The following is an 18,209-nucleotide window of genomic DNA, read 5'->3' as shown; positions in this document are numbered from 1 at the left end:
CGCTTTTCATACATTGAGGAGTCAATATGCAAGTTGCTGGTGAAATGGTTATCGGCCGCAGCGCGGTCCTGGGTAAAGAAGGCACGATGAAGGCGATCGATCCATCGCGTAACGTGGAAATCGAACCGGCCTTCGGCCTGGCCGGCGCCGCCGACCTGCAACGCGCCTGCGAACTGGCCGACCAGGCTTTCGACATCTACCGCGCCACCGGCCTGGAAGCGCGCGCCAAGTTCCTGGAAACCATCGCCGACCGCATCATGGACATCGGCCCTGCGCTGATCGAACGCGCGATGCAGGAAAGCGGCTTGCCGCAAGCCCGCCTGGAAGGTGAGCGTGGCCGTACCTGCAACCAGCTGCGTTTGTTCGCGAAAGTCGTGCGCGACGGCCGCTTCCAGTCGGCCACGCTGGACAGCGCGCTGCCGGAACGCACGCCGCCGCGCAGCGATCTGCGCCTGCGCAAGATCGGCCTGGGCCCGGTCGCCGTGTTCGGCGCATCGAACTTCCCGCTGGCGTTCTCGGTGGCCGGCGGCGATACCGCGTCGGCACTGGCAGCCGGCTGCCCGGTCGTGGTCAAGGCTCACTCGGCCCATCTGGGTACTTCTGAACTGGTCGGCAAGGCTGTCGCCAAGGCCGCTCAAGAATGCGGCATGCCGGAAGGCGTGTTCTCGATGCTGATCGGCTCCGGCCAGACCATCGGCCAGGAACTGGTCAGCCATCCGGCGATCAAGGCCGTGGGCTTCACCGGTTCGCGCTCCGGCGGCCTGGCGCTGATGCGCACCGCCGCCGCGCGCAAAGAGCCGATCCCGGTCTACGCTGAAATGAGCTCGATCAATCCGGTGTTCCTGCTGCCGGGCGCGCTGGATAACGCCAAGCTGCCGCAGGCCTTCGCCGATTCGCTGACGCTGGGCTCGGGCCAGTTCTGCACCAACCCAGGCATGCTGGTCGGCCTGAAGAGCGACAAGCTGCAAGCCTTCGTCGCCGCCGTGTCGGGCACGCTGGGCGCGAAAAACGCGACCACCATGCTGACCCCTGGCATTCACAAGGCCTATGTCACCGGCGTCAGCGGCCTGGCCGCCATCGACGGCGTGCAGCAGGTCGCCGCAGGCCAGGGCACGGACGCACCGTGCGCCGCGCAAGCTTTCCTGTACCAGGTGGACGCCAAGTCCTTCCTGACCAACACCGCGCTGGAAGGCGAGATCTTCGGACCGACCTCGCTGCTGGTCGTTTGCGATGATGAAGCGCAGATGCTGGCCGTGGCCGAACACGTGGAAGGCCAGTTGACCGCAGCCGTTCACGCCACCGCCGACGACCGCGAACTGGCCGCGCGCTTGATGCCTACGTTGGAACGCAAAGTGGGCCGCATCCTGTTCAATGGCTTCGGCACCGGCGTGGAAGTGTCGCACGCGATGGTGCACGGCGGCCCGTTCCCGTCGACCTCGGACAGCCGCACGACTTCGGTCGGCGCTTCGGCCATCGACCGCTTCCTGCGTCCGGTGTGCTACCAGGACGTGCCTTCGTACCTGCTGCCTGAGTCGCTGGCTGACGCCAATCCGCAAAACATCCCGCGCGTCGTCAACGGCGACCTGGCATGGAACGCGTAAGCGACATTCGCTGCACGGTGGGCGAAAGCCCGACGTGGAGCGCGGCGGAATTGGCCTGGTACTGGGTCGATATTCCCGCCAAACGCGTGTGGCGCCTGGACGGCGCCAGCGGCGCGGCGCGCTTCTGGACCACCACCGAAATGGTCGCTTGCGTGGCGGCCAAGGCGGGCGGTGGGCTGATCGCCGGCATGGAGACGGGTATCTTCAGCCTGGAGTTGGGCGAGGCGGAAGCCGCCGTCCAGATCAAGCTGGCGACGCCCGCCGCCGGGCTGGGCGAAGGCATGCGCTTCAACGACGGCCGCTGCGACCGTCAGGGGCGCTTCTGGAGCGGCACCATGTTCATGGACATGTCGGCCGCGCGCGCGGTCGGCGAGCTGTATCGCTATGATGCGGCGCGCGGTATTTCGGCGCCTGTCGTGTCGGAGCTGATCACGCAGAACGGCCTGGCGTTCTCGCCGGACGGCCGCACCATGTACCTGTCGGATTCGCATCCGGCGCGGCGCATGGTGTGGGCGTTCGACTACGACATCGACGACGGCGTGCCATCCGGCCGCCGCGTGTTTGCGGACATGTCGACATATGTGGGCCGTCCCGACGGCGCCGCAATCGACAGCGACGGTTGCTACTGGATCTGCGGTAACGACGGCGGCTGCGTGCTGCGCTTCACGCCGGACGGCAAGCTGGATCGCCGCATCGACGTACCGATGCTCAAGCCGGCCATGTGCGCGTTCGGCGGCAAGGATCTGGATACGCTGATGGTGACGTCCATCGTCTCCGGCAAGCCGGAGGACGCGGAGTGGGGCGGCGCCGTGCTGCTGCTGCGGCCCGGCGTGCAAGGCGTGGCGGAAACGCCGTTCGGACTGTAATGACGGGACAGATGCTGAACAGGCTTCTGCCCTTTTTGTTTCAACATGATTGCCTGTGCCAGAGGAGCTTACTGCTTCTTCAGCACCAGCTTGAACTGCGTGACCCATTTATCCTTGATGTTCATTTCGCTAAAGGCCTCGTAGGCGTCGGCGCCTGAGGGCGTCCAGCGGACGCGGTAGGTGAGGGACTGGCCGTCGGCGACGTATTGCGTGGCGGGGAATTCCAGGCCGGTGGCGGTTGGCGTCATCGTGCCGCGGCTGTAGCCGCCGCCGTTTTCCACGTACAGAAAAGCCACTTGCCTGGCCGCTGAATCGTAGTAGTAGATCGTCTCGCCGACATAGTCCGGCTTGCCCGGCGTGCGCACCGTGTGCACGTCGCGCAGCACATTGCCGTCGTATTGCCACTGGAAGCAATGCTCGTCGCTCTGCTTGCCTTCCGGGAAGTCACCCTTCCAGCAATGCCCGGCCAGGAAGGCCATCGGCTTGAGCGCTTCGACAGGCGCGGCCTGCGCGGCGGCGGAAGACAACAACAGCAGCATGAACAGTGGACGCATGGCGGACTCCGGACGTGTAAGTCACTCCAGTATATGCGCCGACGATCGGCCCGCCTAGTCCGTCAGGTAAATCTCGTGATAGGCGCCGTCGGCAAAATAGATGATCTCGCAGCTGGCTTCGCCGAAGCACAATCCGATCGACTCGTTGGCGATGCTGAGCGGCGCGCAGCTGTTTCCGGTGTGGCATGCAGGCTGGTAGCTGCCCGGCTGGACCAGCGACAGGTGCGGCGGATTGGCCTTGATGTCCTTGAAGGTCTTGACGATGCTGGCCGTGCCGTCAGTCACTGAGCCCGGCACCACGGCCAGTCCGTACGCTCCATCCTGGCCGTTTTGCACGACAAGCGCGGTGTCGACGTTCCCTTGCCGCTGGAATTTTCCCGACAGCGAAAGGCCCGCGTCCGGCGCGCTAGCCGCGAGCGGCGTCCAGCCCGGCGGCAGCTGTTTGACGATAGCCTCGCTACCATAAGCGTAGCCAGTCGATGACAAGACCAGCAGCAAGCCTGCTGCCAGTCCTGCGCGATGAAGTTGCTGCGTCAATGTGCACATGGGCTTCCTCGATGCTTTTATTGCAATGAACCCATTCTATTTTTCACCGTGTTCGTGGTCAATAAATTAATGATTACGAATTGGACAGGGTCGTGTTGTGGACCTTGCCGCCGATGGTGACGTTCTTCAGCGTCAGGCCCTGCACGTTGTACAGGTACCAGGGCTGCGCCATGTTGGCGGGCAGGCCGAAGTCGCAGTCGGTGATGGTGACGTCGGTGACGGGGACGACGGCCGGCATCGGCTGCGGGCCGTTGTAGTCCGACGCCACCGGGCCGAGGATCACGATCGCCTGGTAGCACGACACCACCTTGCCATCCTTGGTCTTGACGTTGCCGACCCTGACGTTGGAGATGTGGATATTACTGACCACCGGCGGCCGCGTGCGGACGTTGTCGCTGAGCGGCGTGTAGTCGCAATCGAAGGTGACGATGGCGCCGGCCGCCGTGGCCACGGTCTTCGATTGTATCGGCGATCCCGGCAGCGACGCGTAGAACGAAGGGCTGGTCTGCACGCCGTTCGGTATCGAGATGTCGCGCACATGGAAGTTGCGCAGGTAGCCGCCGCGATTGAGGTTGGTCTTCAGGCGGATCGCCGTGTTCAAGGGATTGGTGGCCCAGTTGATGTTCTGGAAAACCAGATTTTGCGCGAACACGTTCTGGATGCCGCCCGCCATCTCGCTGCCCAGCGTGACGGCGCCGTGGCCGCTCTGCATGGTGCAGTTCTGGATCACGATGTTCTGCGACGGGCCATACTGCGTATCGAGATCCTTGCCGGCCTTGATGGCGATGCAGTCGTCGCCGGTGTCGAAGGTGCAGCCGTCGATCAGCACATGGTCGCACGCTTCCGGATCGAAGCCGTCGCTGTTGGGGCCCAGGCTTTCGCAGTGCACCTTGCGGATGACGATGTTGCGGCAGTGGACAGGGTGGTGCTGCCAGAACGGCGTGTGCGTGACGTGGTAGCCCTCTAGCAGCACGTTGGTGCAGCCGATCAGCTGTATCATCGGCGGTCGCAGGAAGTGGCCCAGGCCGAACACGCGCCGCGACAGCGGCACGTCCGCTTCCGAAAGCGCCGGCAGGTATTGCGCGTCCGCGCGCCAGCGGGCGCCTTCGCCTTGTATCAGCTGGCGTTCCGCTTCGGTCAGTTGCGGCGCGATGGCGGACAGCGACTCGGCGTTCAACGGGTTCTCGGTATTCTCCGACATCTTCCCCTTGGTGAAATTGGGCGTCGAACCTTGCGCCACCGCGTTCAGCGTTTTGAGTTTGCCTTTCCACGTCCACCAGCAGTCGCCCTGTTCGTTGAACGGTACGCCGCCCTGGCCGTTCAGGATGCTGGTCCAGTCGTCGCCGGTCAGGGCGATGTTGTCCTGGCCGTAGGCGTAGATCATCGACGAGAAGTTCAGGCAGTCGTTGCTCTGCCAGCGCGAGATCGACAGCTTGCCCTGCTTGCCGCAATCGATGTCGCCGTACTTGGCGTAGTCGGCAGGGTTGTTGCTGAAGTAGATCTGCGCGCCGGCGCTCAGGTGCAGGTTCACGTTCGACAGCAGCACGACAGGGCCGGCGCAGTACCAGTTCCCGGCCGGGACCAGCACGCGGCCGCCGCCCGCTTCATGGCAGGCTTTGATGGCGGCCTTGATGGCGGCGTAGCAGTCGCTTGATCCGGCGGCCGGGGTATCGATGGTGTCCTGTTCCTCGAACGAGATCCAGGCCTTGACCTTGGCCATCTTGCAGGTCTGCGCGCCGTAGGCGGTGATGACGAAGTCCTGCTTGCGGAAGGTGAGCGGCCGCGAGACGCGGTCGATGATGGCCTGCGCTAGCAGCCACGGATCGGGCGCGGTGGCGGCGCGCGCCGGCATGCCGAGCGACAGGCCGGCGGCGGCTGGCAGGGCTTTCATCAGGCTGCGGCGCTGGGTGTTGATAGTCATGCGGTGTTCCTTATTCATCCGAATTGTTGAACTCACCGAGGAAGACTTCCGCCGGCGATGGTTTTTCGGTGTAGCCGAGGTCCTTGACGGGATCGATGCCGGCTTTAATCAGGTTGTTCCAATGGTCGTCGGAGTTGTATTGGGCCGGGCGGTAGGCCAGCGTGCCTTTCTTGTTCCAGTCAGACCATGGCGATGCGCGATTGATGTGCGGGCCGATGCGCGAATTCATGACGACCATTTTTCCGACCGCTTCCAGCGAGTTCCGGGCGATGGTGCCTTTCGGCGCCTGGTAGCCGTTGGCGGGGCCGAAGGTGCAGGCGTAGCCTTCGACAGGGACTTTGTCGTAAGGCGTGCAGCGCGAGTTGTGGAACCACTGGCGCAGCAGGTAGAACGCGTTGGCGTTGGCTGATGCATCGCGGGTGAAGCGGCAGTGATCGAAGACGAAGCCGTACCTGGTTTTGATGTGGGTATCCGGCGCGGCGGCGTAGGACTGGCCTCGGTCGCCCAGCGATTTGATCTCGGTCTGGTGGAAGTAGGCAGTGCTGTCGCCGAAGATGAAATCGACGTCGCCTTCGATGTAGGATTTGTTGAAGAAGCTGCGCGAGGTGTTGGCCACCTGCGGGGCCTTCAGGTACAGCGTGTCCTGGAAACCGATCAGGCGGATATTTTCGAACTGCGCCTTGTCGGCGCCATCCACCTGCAGCGCCAGCGCCTGGTGGTGGATGTTGTTGACGTTGGGGAGCGCCTCGGCGCGGGCGTTGCCGGTGTCCTTGTTGTAGGCGTTTTCGAACGTCAGGTTGCGGGCCTGGAAGCCGTTGTCCTGCACCCAGACGGTGGCTGTGCCGAAGGTGCCGATCTGGGCGCGGTCCTTGATGGTCGCGTACATGGCTTGTACCGCCGGAGCGGCTTTGGCGAATTGCGCGCCGTATTGCCTTGCGTAGTCGGCGCCGGTGTTGGATGCGTCCAGCCGGGCGGTGATTTTGGTGGCGCCTGCATCCTTGCCTTCGCCGTACATGGTGATCGGCGCGGCGGAAGCGGGGATGTAGACCAGTTCCTGATAGATGCCCGGTTTGAGCAGTAGGTAAAGGCGTCTGGCAGGATGGGCCTTGCTGTCGGCGACCGCGCGGCTGACGGCTTCTTGTGCGGTGCTGAACAGCTTTACACCATCGGCCTTCGCGGATTGATCGACGATGTAGTCGGGCGTGAAGGCCGCGCCTTTTGCCAGTGGATCGGACAGCGGGTCCCATGGATCGATGGTTTCGCTGCCGGCGGCGCCGACGTATTTCAGCACTTCGCCATAGGCGTATTGTCTGGATTGTTCGATGCTGAGTTGCGGGCGCGTGGCGGCCGTTGTGGCGGCGGGGAAGGGGGCGAATCGATCGGCGCATGCGGTTGCCGGTGTGGCGGCGAGGTCGCCGGCGATCCTGGCGAATTCAATCTTCCTGTCCGCCTTGCCGGCGATGCCGACGTCGTGCAGCGTGGCTTGCAGCGGGTGCTGCTCGTCGTAGCCTTGCATGATGACGCGGCCCGGCGTCACGCTATGCACGCCGTCGAGGGCGATGTTGGTGTAGACCGGTATCTGCGTGCCTTCCGCGCGCGGGTTGTAGTGGGTGCTGATGTCTATCGGTGCTTTGACGTCCCGCAGGCAGACGTTCCGGTAGTTGACCTGGTCCACCGTGCCGCCGCGCGAGACGTCGCTCTTGATGCGCAGGCCGGAGGTCGTGCCGTCCATGCTCAGGTCATCGACCAGCACGCGCCGCACGCCGCCATTGGTCTCGCTGCCGATGGACATGCCGTGGCCACTGTAGAAGTGGTTGTGCAGGATGGAGATGTTCTCCGTCGGCCCGTTGCTGCCGGCCTTGATGGCGACGTTGTCGTCGCCGGTGCGGATATGGCTGTAGGCGATGGTGATGTTGCGCGACGAGATGGGATCGATGCCGTCGGTGTTGCGCGCGGTGGCAGGCGTGTCGATGCGCATGCCCCATGCGGTGAAACCGTCCACATTGTTCAGCGTGACGTGGAAGTTGGGCGAATTGCGCAGCGTGATCTTGTGCAGCGTGAAGTCCTGCGAGCCGGTGACTTCGATCAGGCGCGGTACGTTCTGGCGTGCGTCTTCCTTCTGTGCGCGGCGGGCCAGCTGCCACCAGGATTCGCTGGCGCCATCGACCACGTGGCCGCCCTGGCCGTCGATGCTGCCCTCGCCATAGATGCCGCTGCCCTTGGTTTTGTCGGCCGTGATGAAGGGCTTGCAGCCTTTACCCAGCTTGTCGACAGTGCCGCAGCTTCCGGCGCCGCGATCGAACAGTTTTGGATTGGTGCTTGCGTGCAGTGTGGTCGTGGCATCGATCAGCAGGCTGACGCCATTGCGCAGTGCGAGCGGGCCGGAGACGAAGCTGTGCTTCTCATTTTGAGCGGACAGCCGCACGGCCTGGCCAGGGGCGCATTGGTCGATGGCGTGCTGGATGCGGGCGGTGTCGTCCTTGCCGGGAGCGTCGTCGGTGGCCGTCAGCACTGCGCAGGACGTTGGCGCGACAGGTTCGGCGACCTTGCGCATGTCTTGTGCGTTGGCGGCGCTGACGCCGGAAGCGGCCAGCAGAAAGGCGATACCTGCTTTGGACAACTGTTTCGTCATTGTTCGCCCTCAGGCTTGAACTGGCCGGCCGTCTCAGGCAAGGCGCGCTTCATTTCTTCCATTACCATGCGCGAGAAGCAAGCCGCGCCTTTTGCGCCGACGTGGGTGCGGTCGAAGGCGGATTTGGCGGCGCCGGCCACTTCCACCTTGCCGGCCGCCAGTGCAGCCTCAGTGATCTTCTCGGGGCGCGGCGCCCCCGCCAGCGTATCGGCTTCGTCTTCACCCATCGCCTGCACGGCGGCGTAGCTGTCGGCGTTCAGGTCCAGCAGCGCGACGTGCTGCGCGCTGGCGGTGGCGCGGATCACATCGGCCCACGGCAGCAGGTTGTTTTCCAGGACTTTGTCAGTGAAGCTGCGTCGAGTCAGCGGCGTGACCAGCACCGGGATGCCGCCCAGCGCCTTCACTTCCTGCACGTAGCGCGTCATGTTGACGGGGAATTCGGTTGTCAGGTCGGTCGAGCGGCCAGGCTTGCCCGGCTGGTCGTTGTGGCCGAACTGGATCAGCACATAGGTCGCGCGATAGGCGGCGCCGCCGCGCAGCAGGCCTTCCACTTCGTCCCAGCGGCCTTCTGCGCGGAAGCTGCCGGAGCTGCGGCCGCCCTTGGCCAGATTGAGGCAGGTATTGGCGCGGTTGATGCGCGCGCAGAACGCGTCGCCGTAGCCGCTGCTGTTGGCCATCGTCGAATCGCCGACCAGGATCACGCGGATTGGTTTGGCGGGCGTTTCGGCGGCGTGGGGCACGGCGCTCGCCAGCATCAGGGCGGCGGCAAGGGTGAGGCTCTGGAAGTTCATAGGGATATCCGAAAAAAAAGGCGCCGGCCGCATCGCGGTCCGGCGCCTGGACTCAGGCGGAGAAGCTTTGATTGACGGCCTTGCCGCCGATCTTGACGTTCTTCAGTTTCAGTCCCTTGACGTTGTACAGATACATAGGCTTGTCGGCGTTGACCGGCGTGCCCAGATCGCAGTCGCTGACTTCGATGGCGGACACCGGCAGCACCACCGGCTTGCCCGGACCGTTGTAGTCCGACGCCACCGGCCCCAGGATCACGATGGCCTGGTAGCAGGAGTAGCTGCCGGTCTTGGTCTCGACGTTGGCGCAGGTGACGTTCGAGATCCGCACATGGCTGACGCTCGGTGGACGGATACGCACATTGTCGCTGACCGGATCGTAGCCGCAGTCGATGGTGATGATGCCGCCCGCCGACGTGGCCACCGACTTGGTCGGGATCAGCGAGCCTGGCAGCGTCGAAAAGAACGCCGGCGTGGTGCGGATGCCGTTCGGGATATGCACGTTACGGACGTGCATATTGCGCAGGTAGCCGCCGCGGCTCATATTGGTCTTGAGGCGGATCGCGATGTTCAGCGGGTCGCTTTTCCAGTTGCTGTTCTCGAACACCAGGTTCTGCGCGTAGATGTTCTCGATCCCGCCGGACATGATGCTGCCCAGCGTGAGTGCACCATGACCGCTCTGCATTTTGCAGTTCTGGATCACGATGTTCTTGGCGGGGCCGAACTGGATATCCGGACCCTTGCCCGAATCGATGGCGATGCAGTCGTCGCCGGTGTTGAAGTGGCAGTCTTCGATCAACACATTGGTGCACGATTCAGGATCGAAGCCGTCGCTGTTCGGGCCCATGCTGTTGGCGTAGACCTTCTTCACATGCATGTCGTGGCAGTTGACCGGGTTGTGCTGCCAGAACGGCGTGTTGGTGGTCTGGTAGCCTTCGAACAGCACGTTGGTACAGCTGATGAACTGCACCATGTGCGGCCGCAGGTAATGGCCGATGCCGAACACGCGCTTGGCCACCGGCACGCGGGCTTCCGCCAGCGAACGCAGATAGTAGGAGTCGGTGCGCCACTTGTCGTTCGGACCCTGGATGAACAGGGCTTCCGCTTCGCTCAGGTGCGGCGCGATCTCTCGCAGCGAGGTTGGGTTGGCCGGATTGACGTGCACTTCGGTCTTGCCCTTGGTGTGCTTGACGTAGTTGCCGGCGCCGGCGGCGATGTCGCCGGCCCAATTCGGTTTCTCGCGGCCTTTCCACGACCACCAGCAATCCGGGTCGCCGTCGAAGGCGACGCCGGCCTGGCCGTCCAGGATGCTGGTCCAGTCCTCGCCGGTCAGGGCGATGTTGTCCTGGCCGTGGGCGTACACCATTGACGAGTAGTTCAGCAGGTCGTTGCCTTCCCAGCGCGTGATCGACAGTTTGCCGTTCTTGCCGCAATCGTAGGCGCCGTACCTGGCGTAGTCGGCCGGATTGTTGCTGAAGTAGACGTGGGCGCCGGCCTTCAGGTGCACGTTCACGTTCGACAGCAGCACGATAGGACCGGCGCACAGCCAGTTCCCGGCCGGGATCACCACGCGGCCGCCGCCGGCCTTGTGGCAGGCCGCGATGGCCGCCGCGATCGCCGGGTAGCAGTCGTGCGAGCCGGCCACCGGTGTTTGCAGCGTGTCCGACTCGGTGAACGAAGTCCATGCCGTTACCGGTTTAGTCTCGCAGGTGGCGGCGCCGAAGGCCGTCACCACGAAGTCTTCGTCGCGGAATTTCAGCGGTTTCTTGAAGCGGTCGATGATGGCTTGCGCCTCCTTCCACGGATCGGCCGCCTTGGTGCTGGCGGCCAGCGCCGCCGGGCCGGCGCCACCGGCCAGGCCGGCCGCCGACAAGGCTTGCAGGAAGCGGCGGCGGCCGAGGCCACCGCCTTTCTGTTCGTCGTTATGCATCTGTGTTCTCATCAGAAGGTGTAGGTGGCGCGGACGTTGTAGGCGCGGCCGATCGGGCTGGCGGCGCTGCTCAGGTAACCGAAGCTATACAGGCTGCTGTTGGTCACAGGCGGATTCACGTTGAACAGGTTGTTGATGCCGGCGGTAACCTGGATGTTCTTGAAGCCGTTGTAGGTCGTGGTCCAGTTCCATACCTTGTACGAATTGATGTTGCGCCAGTACTGCTGCGCCACCAGGTTCTGGTCGGTGTACTTGGAGTTGTAGTTCTGGGTCAGCTGGGTGTTCCAGTTGCCGGCGGCCCAGTTCAGCTTCAGCGTGTGCTTCCAGCGGAAGGTGATGATAGGCAGGCTGCTGGTGGTGCCGTTGCTGGCCAGGCCGAACTGGCCGATGTTCGACACGTAAGGGCTGCCTTTGTCGAGCTGGTTGTCGAACTGGGTCAGGTAGGTGCCGTCGAGCGAAACCTTGAAGTCGCCGTACGAAGTGCGCGGGAAGGCATACGAACCCGATACGTCGATACCGGCCGCCTTCTGCCCGCCCAGGTTCATCGTGGTGTTCTTGATGTAGTTGATGGTGCCGTCGGCGTTACGCACGAAGAACGATGCGTACTTGACCGGATCGAGGAAGTAGACCTGCTCCGGCAAGTTCGCCAGCATGTCGGTCATCTTGATGTTCCAGTAGTCGATCGAGACCATCGCCGACTTGGTCGGCTCGAACACGGTACCCAGCGTGAAGCCTTTCGATTTTTCCGGCACCAGGTCCGGATTGGAGCCGGTCTGCTTGGGCAGCGTGGTGTTGCAAACCGACGACGACACCAGGCCTGGCAGCGCAGTGCCGGTGCCGGCCACGCCAGGCTTGCCACCAGGGCAGAGGACCGGGTCGTCCCACTTGGCCGAGGTCAGGCCGGTGGCGCCGGCCAGGCGGTAGCCGTAGCGGTCGAACAGCGTTGGTGCGCGGAAGCCAGTGTTGGCCGAGCCGCGGAACATCAGCTGCTTGGTCGGCTCGTAGCGGAAGCTGACCTTCGGGTTGATGGTGTTGCCGAAATCGCTGAAATGGTCATCACGTACGGCGACGTTCAGTTCCAGCTTTTGGGTGAGCGGCACATTCAGCTCGGCGAACAGCGCTGCGACGTTGCGCGCGCCTTCGCCGTGCGATGGCGACGCGCTGGCGTAGGTGACTTCGGCGCTGATCGGCAGCTTGGTGTCTTCGGTGGTGTCGCGATGGAAGTCCGCGCCCAGCGCCAGCGCCATGGAGCCGCCCGGCAGTTCCATCAGCGCGCGGCTGGCGGTCAGGTCGACGCCGGTGAAGGTCGATTTGGAGGTGCGGTTCTTGGCGCCATCGACCTTGATGGTGTCGAGGTAGGCTTGGCCGGTGGCGTCCTGTATGCCGAATGGATTGAGCGCGCCGCTCTTCAGGCCATCCAGCAGGCCCTGGCCTTTGACGTAGCCAGAGTAGTAGTAGTTGTCGCGCTGCGAAACGCCGATCACCAGGCCGGCCTTGTAGTCCCAGCCCGCCAGCGTGCCTTCATCCATGACGGACAGGCGCTGGTTCAGCTGCACGTCCTTGGTGGTGGCCAGGCCCAGGTCGGCCACGGCCCAGGTCAGGATCAGCGGTGCGTTGTTCAGGCCTGCAACCGCAGGCACGCCGCCGCTTTTACCCGGATACCATTTGCTGGTCGATGGCAGCGTGGCGCTGACGCCGCTGACGGCCAGCGCATTGGTCGGGTTCTTGGTGCCGAGGATGAATTCCTCGCCGCGCGAGTAGTCGACGGAGACGGTATGGTCCTCGCTCAGCTTCTTGGCGGCGCGGGCGTAGAACGTGACCTGCTGGTTGGCGTACAGCGCGGTGCCGTATTCGTTGGCGTCCTGGATGCAGGTATTCTTCTGGCCGACGATCGAGTAGGGCGCCAGGCAACCGCTTGCGGCGTATGGGTTCTGCGCGGTCTTGTTGGTCGAGGTGGTGAAGTTGGCCGGCGTGGCGTTGCCGCCGGAGCCCAGCGTCGGCGCGCGGCCGATGGAAGTCAGCAGGTCGGCGGAGCTCAGGTCGGCGCGGTCGCGCGCGGCCAGGCGGATGCGCTGGTGGGCATCGATGGTGCCATAGATGCTCCAGCCGTCGCGTTCCAGGTTGCCCTTGCCCCAGGTGATGCTGGCGCGCTGTTCGTCGCCGCCGCCGTTCTTCTCCGGCTGGACTTCCTGGCCGGTCAGCGACAGGCCTTCGAAGGAGGTCTTGGTGATGAAGTTGACCACGCCGCCGATGGCGTCGGAGCCGTAGATCGACGATGCGCCGTCGCGCAGGATCTCGACGCGGGCCAGTGCGCTCATCGGGATCACGTCCAGGTTGGCGTAGCCGTCGGCGATCGCCTCGTTGGCCATGCGGCGGCCGTTGAGCAGCACCAGGGTGCGGTTCACGCCCAGGCCGCGCAGGTTGATGTTGGTGCCCGAGCCGGCGTTGGACGGCGCCAGCGATGCGGACTGCGGCAGCGACATCATGATGTCGGCCAGCGTGGTGATGCCTTGCTTGATGAAGTCCTCGGCCTTGACGGTGCTGACCGGCAGCGAGGCTTCGGTGGCCAGGCGCTTGATGCTGGAGCCGGTCACTTCGACGCGGGTCATTGCCGCTTCTCCGCTCTGTTGCGCGGCCGCCTGGTTGGCCAGCGTCAGCACGGCCACGGTGATGGCCGACAGCAGCAGGCGGGGTTGGGCGGAACGGTTCTGGACCGAGTGATCGGACGTGTTCATGCGTGTCTCCTTCGTCTTTTTGAATAAAGTTATGCGCCGTGCTGGTAAAGCACTGGACGGGATTGGAGCACCTCGCGTACTCCGTGCCGTTGAGACGAGGGCCGTCGTGGTGAACACGGGCCGAGGTCGCAAGACGGTCGATAACTTATTGCTTTGTTCGCGGACCGGCATCGAGGCCGGTCCTGCGCTACTGCCTTACTGCTTGCTACAACTGCTTATCCGCGCGAGAAGGTGCGGGTCACGCGCTCCAGGTGGGCGCGCATGGCTTTGCGCGCTGCCGCCGGATCGTGGGCGGCGATCGCTTCCAGGATGCGGCGGTGGTCCTTCAGCGTTTCCTGGCGCAGTTCCTCGGTCTGGAAGTGTTCTTTCAGTTTGTGCCACAGGCGGCCGCGCTGGTCCCACAGGTAGTCCAGCGATCCGACCAGCGCGCTATTGCCGGTGGCCCGGGCTATCGCGAGGTGGAAGTTGCGGTCGGCGTTCTCGTTGCTCGAATAATTGTGGTGGTTCTGTTCCATCTCGACGACGGCCTTGAGGATGGCGTCGATGGCGCCGTCGGTGGCGACGCGGGCGGCGATGGCGGCGATCTCGGATTCGATCAGGCGGCGCGCCGACAGCACTTCGAACGGACCGGGGCCGGCTTCGGGCAGGTCGGCGGCCGAGGGTTCCGGCACTTCGCTGACGTAGACGCCGGAGCCGCCGCGCACTTCGATCACGCCGCCCAGTTCCAGCGCGATCAACGCTTCGCGCAGCGAGGCGCGGCTGACGCTCAACTTGGTGGCCAGGTCGCGCTCCGACGGCAGGCGTTCGCCGCCGGCGATCTTCTCTTCGCGTATCAGTTCCTGGATGCGGTCCGCCACAACGCGATACAGGCGCGGTTCGTGGGCGGTGCTATCGGCAGGGGCGGAAGTCTTTTTCAGCATCTGTGTCTCGTATTCGTAGGGTGGCTTGGATATCGCCATCTGGTCAGACCATTCTAAGGTGGTCAGACCAAATATGCAATGTGGACTAGCCAAATTAATTTTTAGCTGTCATACTAAAATCGTCATGCAGCTGCGGGAAGGGGGAGTTTACAGGGCTGTAGCCCAGCAAACAAGCCGTTTTCTCCTGTGGTGCCAAGGCCACAAACGGCGCCAGTCAGGCCAGCGGAGAAGTGGCCTGACCACTTTTGCGGCGCACCAAATTACGCAAAAAACAACGCGAAAAACAACGTTCGCCGGGACGCAGGGCCCGGAACAGGAAGACAAGGAATACACATGCCGACACCGACGATCACAGGTACGCCGCGCTACATCCTCATGCACGACAACGACAACGTCGCCATTGTCGTCAACGACGGCGGCCTGCCTGCCGGCGCGGTCTTCGCCAGCGGCCTGGCGCTGCGGGAAGCCGTGCCGCAGGGGCACAAGGTGGCGCTGTGCGCTATCGCCAAGGGCGATCCGGTGCGGCGCTACAACGTCACCATCGGCCACGCCGCGCACGATATCGCCGCCGGCAGCTGGGTCGCCGAGCCGCAGGTGGTGATGCCTCCCGCGCGCGAACTGGTCAACCTGCCGATATCGACCAAGCTGCCGCCGCCGGCCGAGCCGCTGGAAGGCTATACGTTCGAAGGCTTCCGCAATCCCGATGGCAGCGTCGGCACGCGCAACATCCTGGCCATCACCACCACCGTGCAGTGCGTGGCGGGCGTGGTGGAGTTCGCGGTCAAGCGCATCAAGGAAGAACTGCTGCCCAAGTATCCCAACGTCGACGACGTGGTGGGGCTGGAGCACACCTACGGCTGCGGCGTGGCGATCGATGCGCCGGGCGCGATGGTGCCGATCCGCACGCTGCGCAATATCAGCCTGAATCCGAATTTCGGCGGACAGGCGATGGTGGTCAGCCTCGGTTGCGAGAAGCTGCAGCCGGCGCGCCTGTTCCCCAAAGGTTCGATCCCGATCCAGAACGGCGGCGGCGCCGATCCGGCGGTGGTCTGCTTGCAGGACGCGGGCCACGTGGGCTTCATGTCGATGATCGAGTCGATCATGAAGCAGGCCGAGGTCAACCTGGCCGCGCTGGACCGGCGCCGCCGCGAGACCGTGCCCGCGTCCGAGCTGGTGGTGGGCGTGCAGTGCGGCGGCAGCGACGCCTTCTCCGGCGTGACCGCCAATCCGGCCGTGGGCTATGCCACCGACCTGCTGGTGCGCGCCGGCGCCACGGTGATGTTCTCCGAAGTGACCGAGGTGCGCGACGGGATCGACCAGCTGACTTCACGCGCGGCCACGCCGGAAGTGGCGCAGGCGATGATCCGCGAGATGGAGTGGTACGACAATTACCTCAAGCGCGGCGGCGTGGACCGCAGCGCCAACACCACGCCCGGTAACAAGAAGGGTGGCCTGTCGAACATCGTCGAGAAGGCGATGGGCTCTATCGTCAAATCCGGCAGCAGTCCGATTTCCGGCGTGCTGTCGCCGGGCGAGAAGCTGACGCAGAAAGGCCTGATCTACGCCGCCACGCCGGCCAGCGATTTCATTTGCGGCACACTACAAGTGGCGGCCGGCATGAACGTGCATATCTTCACCACCGGCCGTGGCACGCCGTATGGACTGGCCGAAGTGCCGGTCATTAAAGTCGCCACCCGCAACGAGCTGGCGGCGCGCTGGCATGACCTGATGGATATCAACGCCGGCAGCATCGCCAGCGGCGAGGCCACGATCGCGGACGTCGGCTGGGAGATGTTCCAGCTGCTGCTGGATGTCGCCAGCGGACGCCGCACGTGGGCGGAGAAATGGAAGCTGCATAACGCACTGGTGCTGTTCAACCCGGCCCCGGTGACCTGATAACAAGAGACTGAATCATGACCAAACCATTCAAACGATTGCTGCTGACCGGCGCCGCCGGCGGCCTGGGTAAAATCCTGCGCGACCGCATCAAGCCCTGGGCCGATGTGGTGCGCCTGTCCGATATCGGCGACATGGGTGATGCACGCGAGGGCGAGGAAATCGTCCAGTGCGACCTGGCCGACAAGGCCGCCGTGTTCAAGCTGCTGGAAGGCGTGGACGCGGTGCTGCACTTCGGCGGCATCTCGACCGAGAACACTTTCGAGAACATCATGGCGGCCAATATCGCCGGTACCTACAACCTGTACGAGGCGGTGCACAAGCACGGCGTCAAGCGGGTGGTTTTCGCCAGTTCCAACCATACCATCGGCTACTACAAGACCACCGACTACATCGACGCCGACAGCCCGATGCGGCCGGACAGCCTGTACGGCGTGAGCAAGTGCTTCGGCGAGTCGCTGTCGCGCTACTACTATGACCGCGCCGGTATCGAGACGGTGTGCCTGCGCATCGGCTCATCGTTCCCGGAGCCGGTGAATCCGCGCATGCTGGTGACGTGGTTCAGCTACGACGATCTGGTGGAGTCGCTGCGGGTATCGCTGTTCACGCCGCGCGTGGGTCATACGATATTGTTTGGCGCGTCGGCCAATCCGGGCCGCTGGTGGGATAACAGCAAGGCGGCGCACCTGGGCTTCAATCCCAAGGACAGCTCGACGCGCTTTGCGTCGAACTTCCCGGACACCGGCGCCTATCCGCCCAAGGATGACGTGGCCACCATTTACCAGGGCGGCGGCTTCCTGATGTCCGGGCCTCAGTACAAAGACTAGTTCACCGCCGCGCCGTGGCCGGAGAACCGGCTGCGGTACTGGGTTGGGCTCACGCCCAGCTGGCGCTGGAACACGCGCCGCAGGTTCTGCTCTTCCACATAGCCGGTGTTGGCCGCGATGGCTTTCAGCGGCAGCACGGTCTTCTCCAATGCGCGGCAGGCGGCCTCCAGCCGCATCGCTTCCACCATCTTTGCCGGCGTGCGTCCCGATTGGCTGGCGTAGCTGCGGGCGAAGGTGCGCGGCGTCATGCCGGCTTGTTCCGCCAACCGGTCCACGGTCAGGTTTTCGTGCAGGTTGGCGGCGACCCAGGCGTGCAGGTCGTCGAAGCGTCCGCCTTCGTGCGCCTGTGCGGCCAGCGGCACGCTGAATTGCGACTGGCCGCCGGTGCGCTTGATGAACATCACCAGCTGGCGCGCCGTTTCGATGGCGACGTGATGGCCGTAATCCTCTTCGATCAGCGCCAGCGTCAGGTCGATGCCGGCGCTGACGCCGGCCGAACTCCACACCGAACCATCCTGTATGAAGATTTTATCGGCGTCGATGTTGATGCCCGGGTACTGGCTTTGAAGCCGGTCTACCCATTCCCAATGCGTGGTGGCGCGCTTGCCGTCCAGCTGCCCGGCGGCTGCCAGCAGGAAGGCGCCGGTGCAGACGGAGCACAGGCGGCGGACCAGCGGCGCCTGGCGCACGACCCACTTCACCAGCGCCGGCGGCGCGTAGTATTCCTGTCCCTTGCAACCGCCCGGCGTGATCAGCGTGTCGATGGCCAGGTCATCCAGCGTGGCAATGGCGACCGTCATCACCGGCAGGCCGGCGCTGGTGGTAATCATGCCGCCGTCGGCCGAGGCGACGATGGTTTCGTACAGCGCAGGACCCTTGCCGGTGTGGCGCTTGCTGGCGGTGGCGAGCGCCTGCAAGGGACCGCACAGGTCCAGCAGGTTCATGTCGTCGTAGGCGAGCAGTACGACGCGCAGGGTTTTCTTTGACGGCATG

At 64.2% G+C, this 18,209-nt stretch carries 13 protein-coding genes; 4 read left to right on the top strand and 9 right to left on the bottom strand.

Translation table 11 applies throughout. From position 1 onward, the window contains the following. The first annotated feature begins 26 nt into the window (after positions 1–26). Positions 27–1,601, top strand: a complete 1,575-nt coding sequence (locus tag D0T21_RS24640) for an aldehyde dehydrogenase (NADP(+)) (protein WP_116992418.1) — start codon at positions 27–29, stop codon at positions 1,599–1,601. Next, on the top strand, positions 1,589–2,467 hold the full coding sequence (locus D0T21_RS24635) for an SMP-30/gluconolactonase/LRE family protein (protein ID WP_116992419.1): 879 nt from the start codon (positions 1,589–1,591) through the stop codon (positions 2,465–2,467). Before D0T21_RS24640 ends, D0T21_RS24635 begins: the two co-directional genes overlap by 13 nt. A 68-nt stretch (positions 2,468–2,535) precedes the next feature. Here the strand turns inward: D0T21_RS24635 and D0T21_RS24630 are convergent, their stop codons facing one another. The 8 genes from D0T21_RS24630 to D0T21_RS24595 all read right to left on the bottom strand — a co-directional run bounded on the left by D0T21_RS24630 (position 2,536) and on the right by D0T21_RS24595 (position 14,532). Beyond that, positions 2,536–3,021 carry a hypothetical protein gene (locus tag D0T21_RS24630; RefSeq protein WP_116992420.1) on the bottom strand — a complete coding sequence of 162 codons (486 nt, stop codon included), beginning with the start codon at positions 3,019–3,021 and terminating at the stop codon, positions 2,536–2,538. A gap of 54 nt (positions 3,022–3,075) precedes the next feature. Next, a complete protein-coding gene (locus D0T21_RS24625) occupies positions 3,076–3,567 on the bottom strand; it encodes a hypothetical protein (protein WP_147328170.1) in 492 nt (163 codons plus the stop codon). 73 nt (positions 3,568–3,640) lie between these two features. Then, the gene (locus tag D0T21_RS24620) at positions 3,641–5,488 is read right to left on the bottom strand and encodes a glycoside hydrolase family 28 protein (protein ID WP_229211630.1); all 1,848 of its coding nucleotides are present in this window, start codon (positions 5,486–5,488) and stop codon (positions 3,641–3,643) included. Positions 5,489–5,498: 10 nt separating this feature from the next. Continuing rightward, positions 5,499–8,120: a pectinesterase family protein gene (locus D0T21_RS24615; protein WP_116992423.1), complete on the bottom strand. Its 2,622-nt coding sequence runs from the start codon at positions 8,118–8,120 to the stop codon at positions 5,499–5,501. Next, positions 8,117–8,911, bottom strand: a complete 795-nt coding sequence (locus tag D0T21_RS24610; RefSeq protein ID WP_116992424.1) for a rhamnogalacturonan acetylesterase — start codon at positions 8,909–8,911, stop codon at positions 8,117–8,119. Before D0T21_RS24610 ends, D0T21_RS24615 begins: the two co-directional genes overlap by 4 nt. Before the next feature lie 52 nt (positions 8,912–8,963). After that, positions 8,964–10,838, bottom strand: coding sequence for a glycoside hydrolase family 28 protein (locus D0T21_RS24605; RefSeq protein ID WP_116992425.1), 1,875 nt, complete (start codon positions 10,836–10,838; stop codon positions 8,964–8,966). An 11-nt stretch (positions 10,839–10,849) separates the two neighbouring features. Beyond that, positions 10,850–13,573, bottom strand: a complete 2,724-nt coding sequence (locus D0T21_RS24600; RefSeq protein ID WP_116992426.1) for a TonB-dependent siderophore receptor — start codon at positions 13,571–13,573, stop codon at positions 10,850–10,852. 215 nt (positions 13,574–13,788) lie between these two features. Then, positions 13,789–14,532 carry a FadR/GntR family transcriptional regulator gene (locus D0T21_RS24595; protein ID WP_116992427.1) on the bottom strand — a complete coding sequence of 248 codons (744 nt, stop codon included), beginning with the start codon at positions 14,530–14,532 and terminating at the stop codon, positions 13,789–13,791. A gap of 294 nt (positions 14,533–14,826) precedes the next feature. Between D0T21_RS24595 and garD the strand changes: the two genes are divergently transcribed. Beyond that, positions 14,827–16,389: a galactarate dehydratase gene (gene garD / locus D0T21_RS24590; RefSeq protein WP_116992428.1), complete on the top strand. Its 1,563-nt coding sequence runs from the start codon at positions 14,827–14,829 to the stop codon at positions 16,387–16,389. 17 nt (positions 16,390–16,406) lie between these two features. Then, on the top strand, positions 16,407–17,216 hold the full coding sequence (locus tag D0T21_RS24585) for an NAD(P)-dependent oxidoreductase (protein ID WP_116992429.1): 810 nt from the start codon (positions 16,407–16,409) through the stop codon (positions 17,214–17,216). On the opposite strand, the gene D0T21_RS24580 is transcribed toward D0T21_RS24585, so the two are convergent. Next, positions 17,213–18,208: a GlxA family transcriptional regulator gene (locus D0T21_RS24580; RefSeq protein ID WP_116992430.1), complete on the bottom strand. Its 996-nt coding sequence runs from the start codon at positions 18,206–18,208 to the stop codon at positions 17,213–17,215. The genes D0T21_RS24585 and D0T21_RS24580 overlap by 4 nt on opposite strands. Position 18,209 lies beyond the last annotated feature (1 nt).

The sequence above is a fragment of the Duganella sp. BJB476 genome (genome assembly GCF_003416895.1).
In the GTDB taxonomy this organism is placed as follows: domain Bacteria; phylum Pseudomonadota; class Gammaproteobacteria; order Burkholderiales; family Burkholderiaceae_D; genus Rugamonas.
The sequence above is the reverse complement of the archived record's forward strand: the minus strand, read 5'-3'. Positions and strand labels throughout refer to the sequence as shown.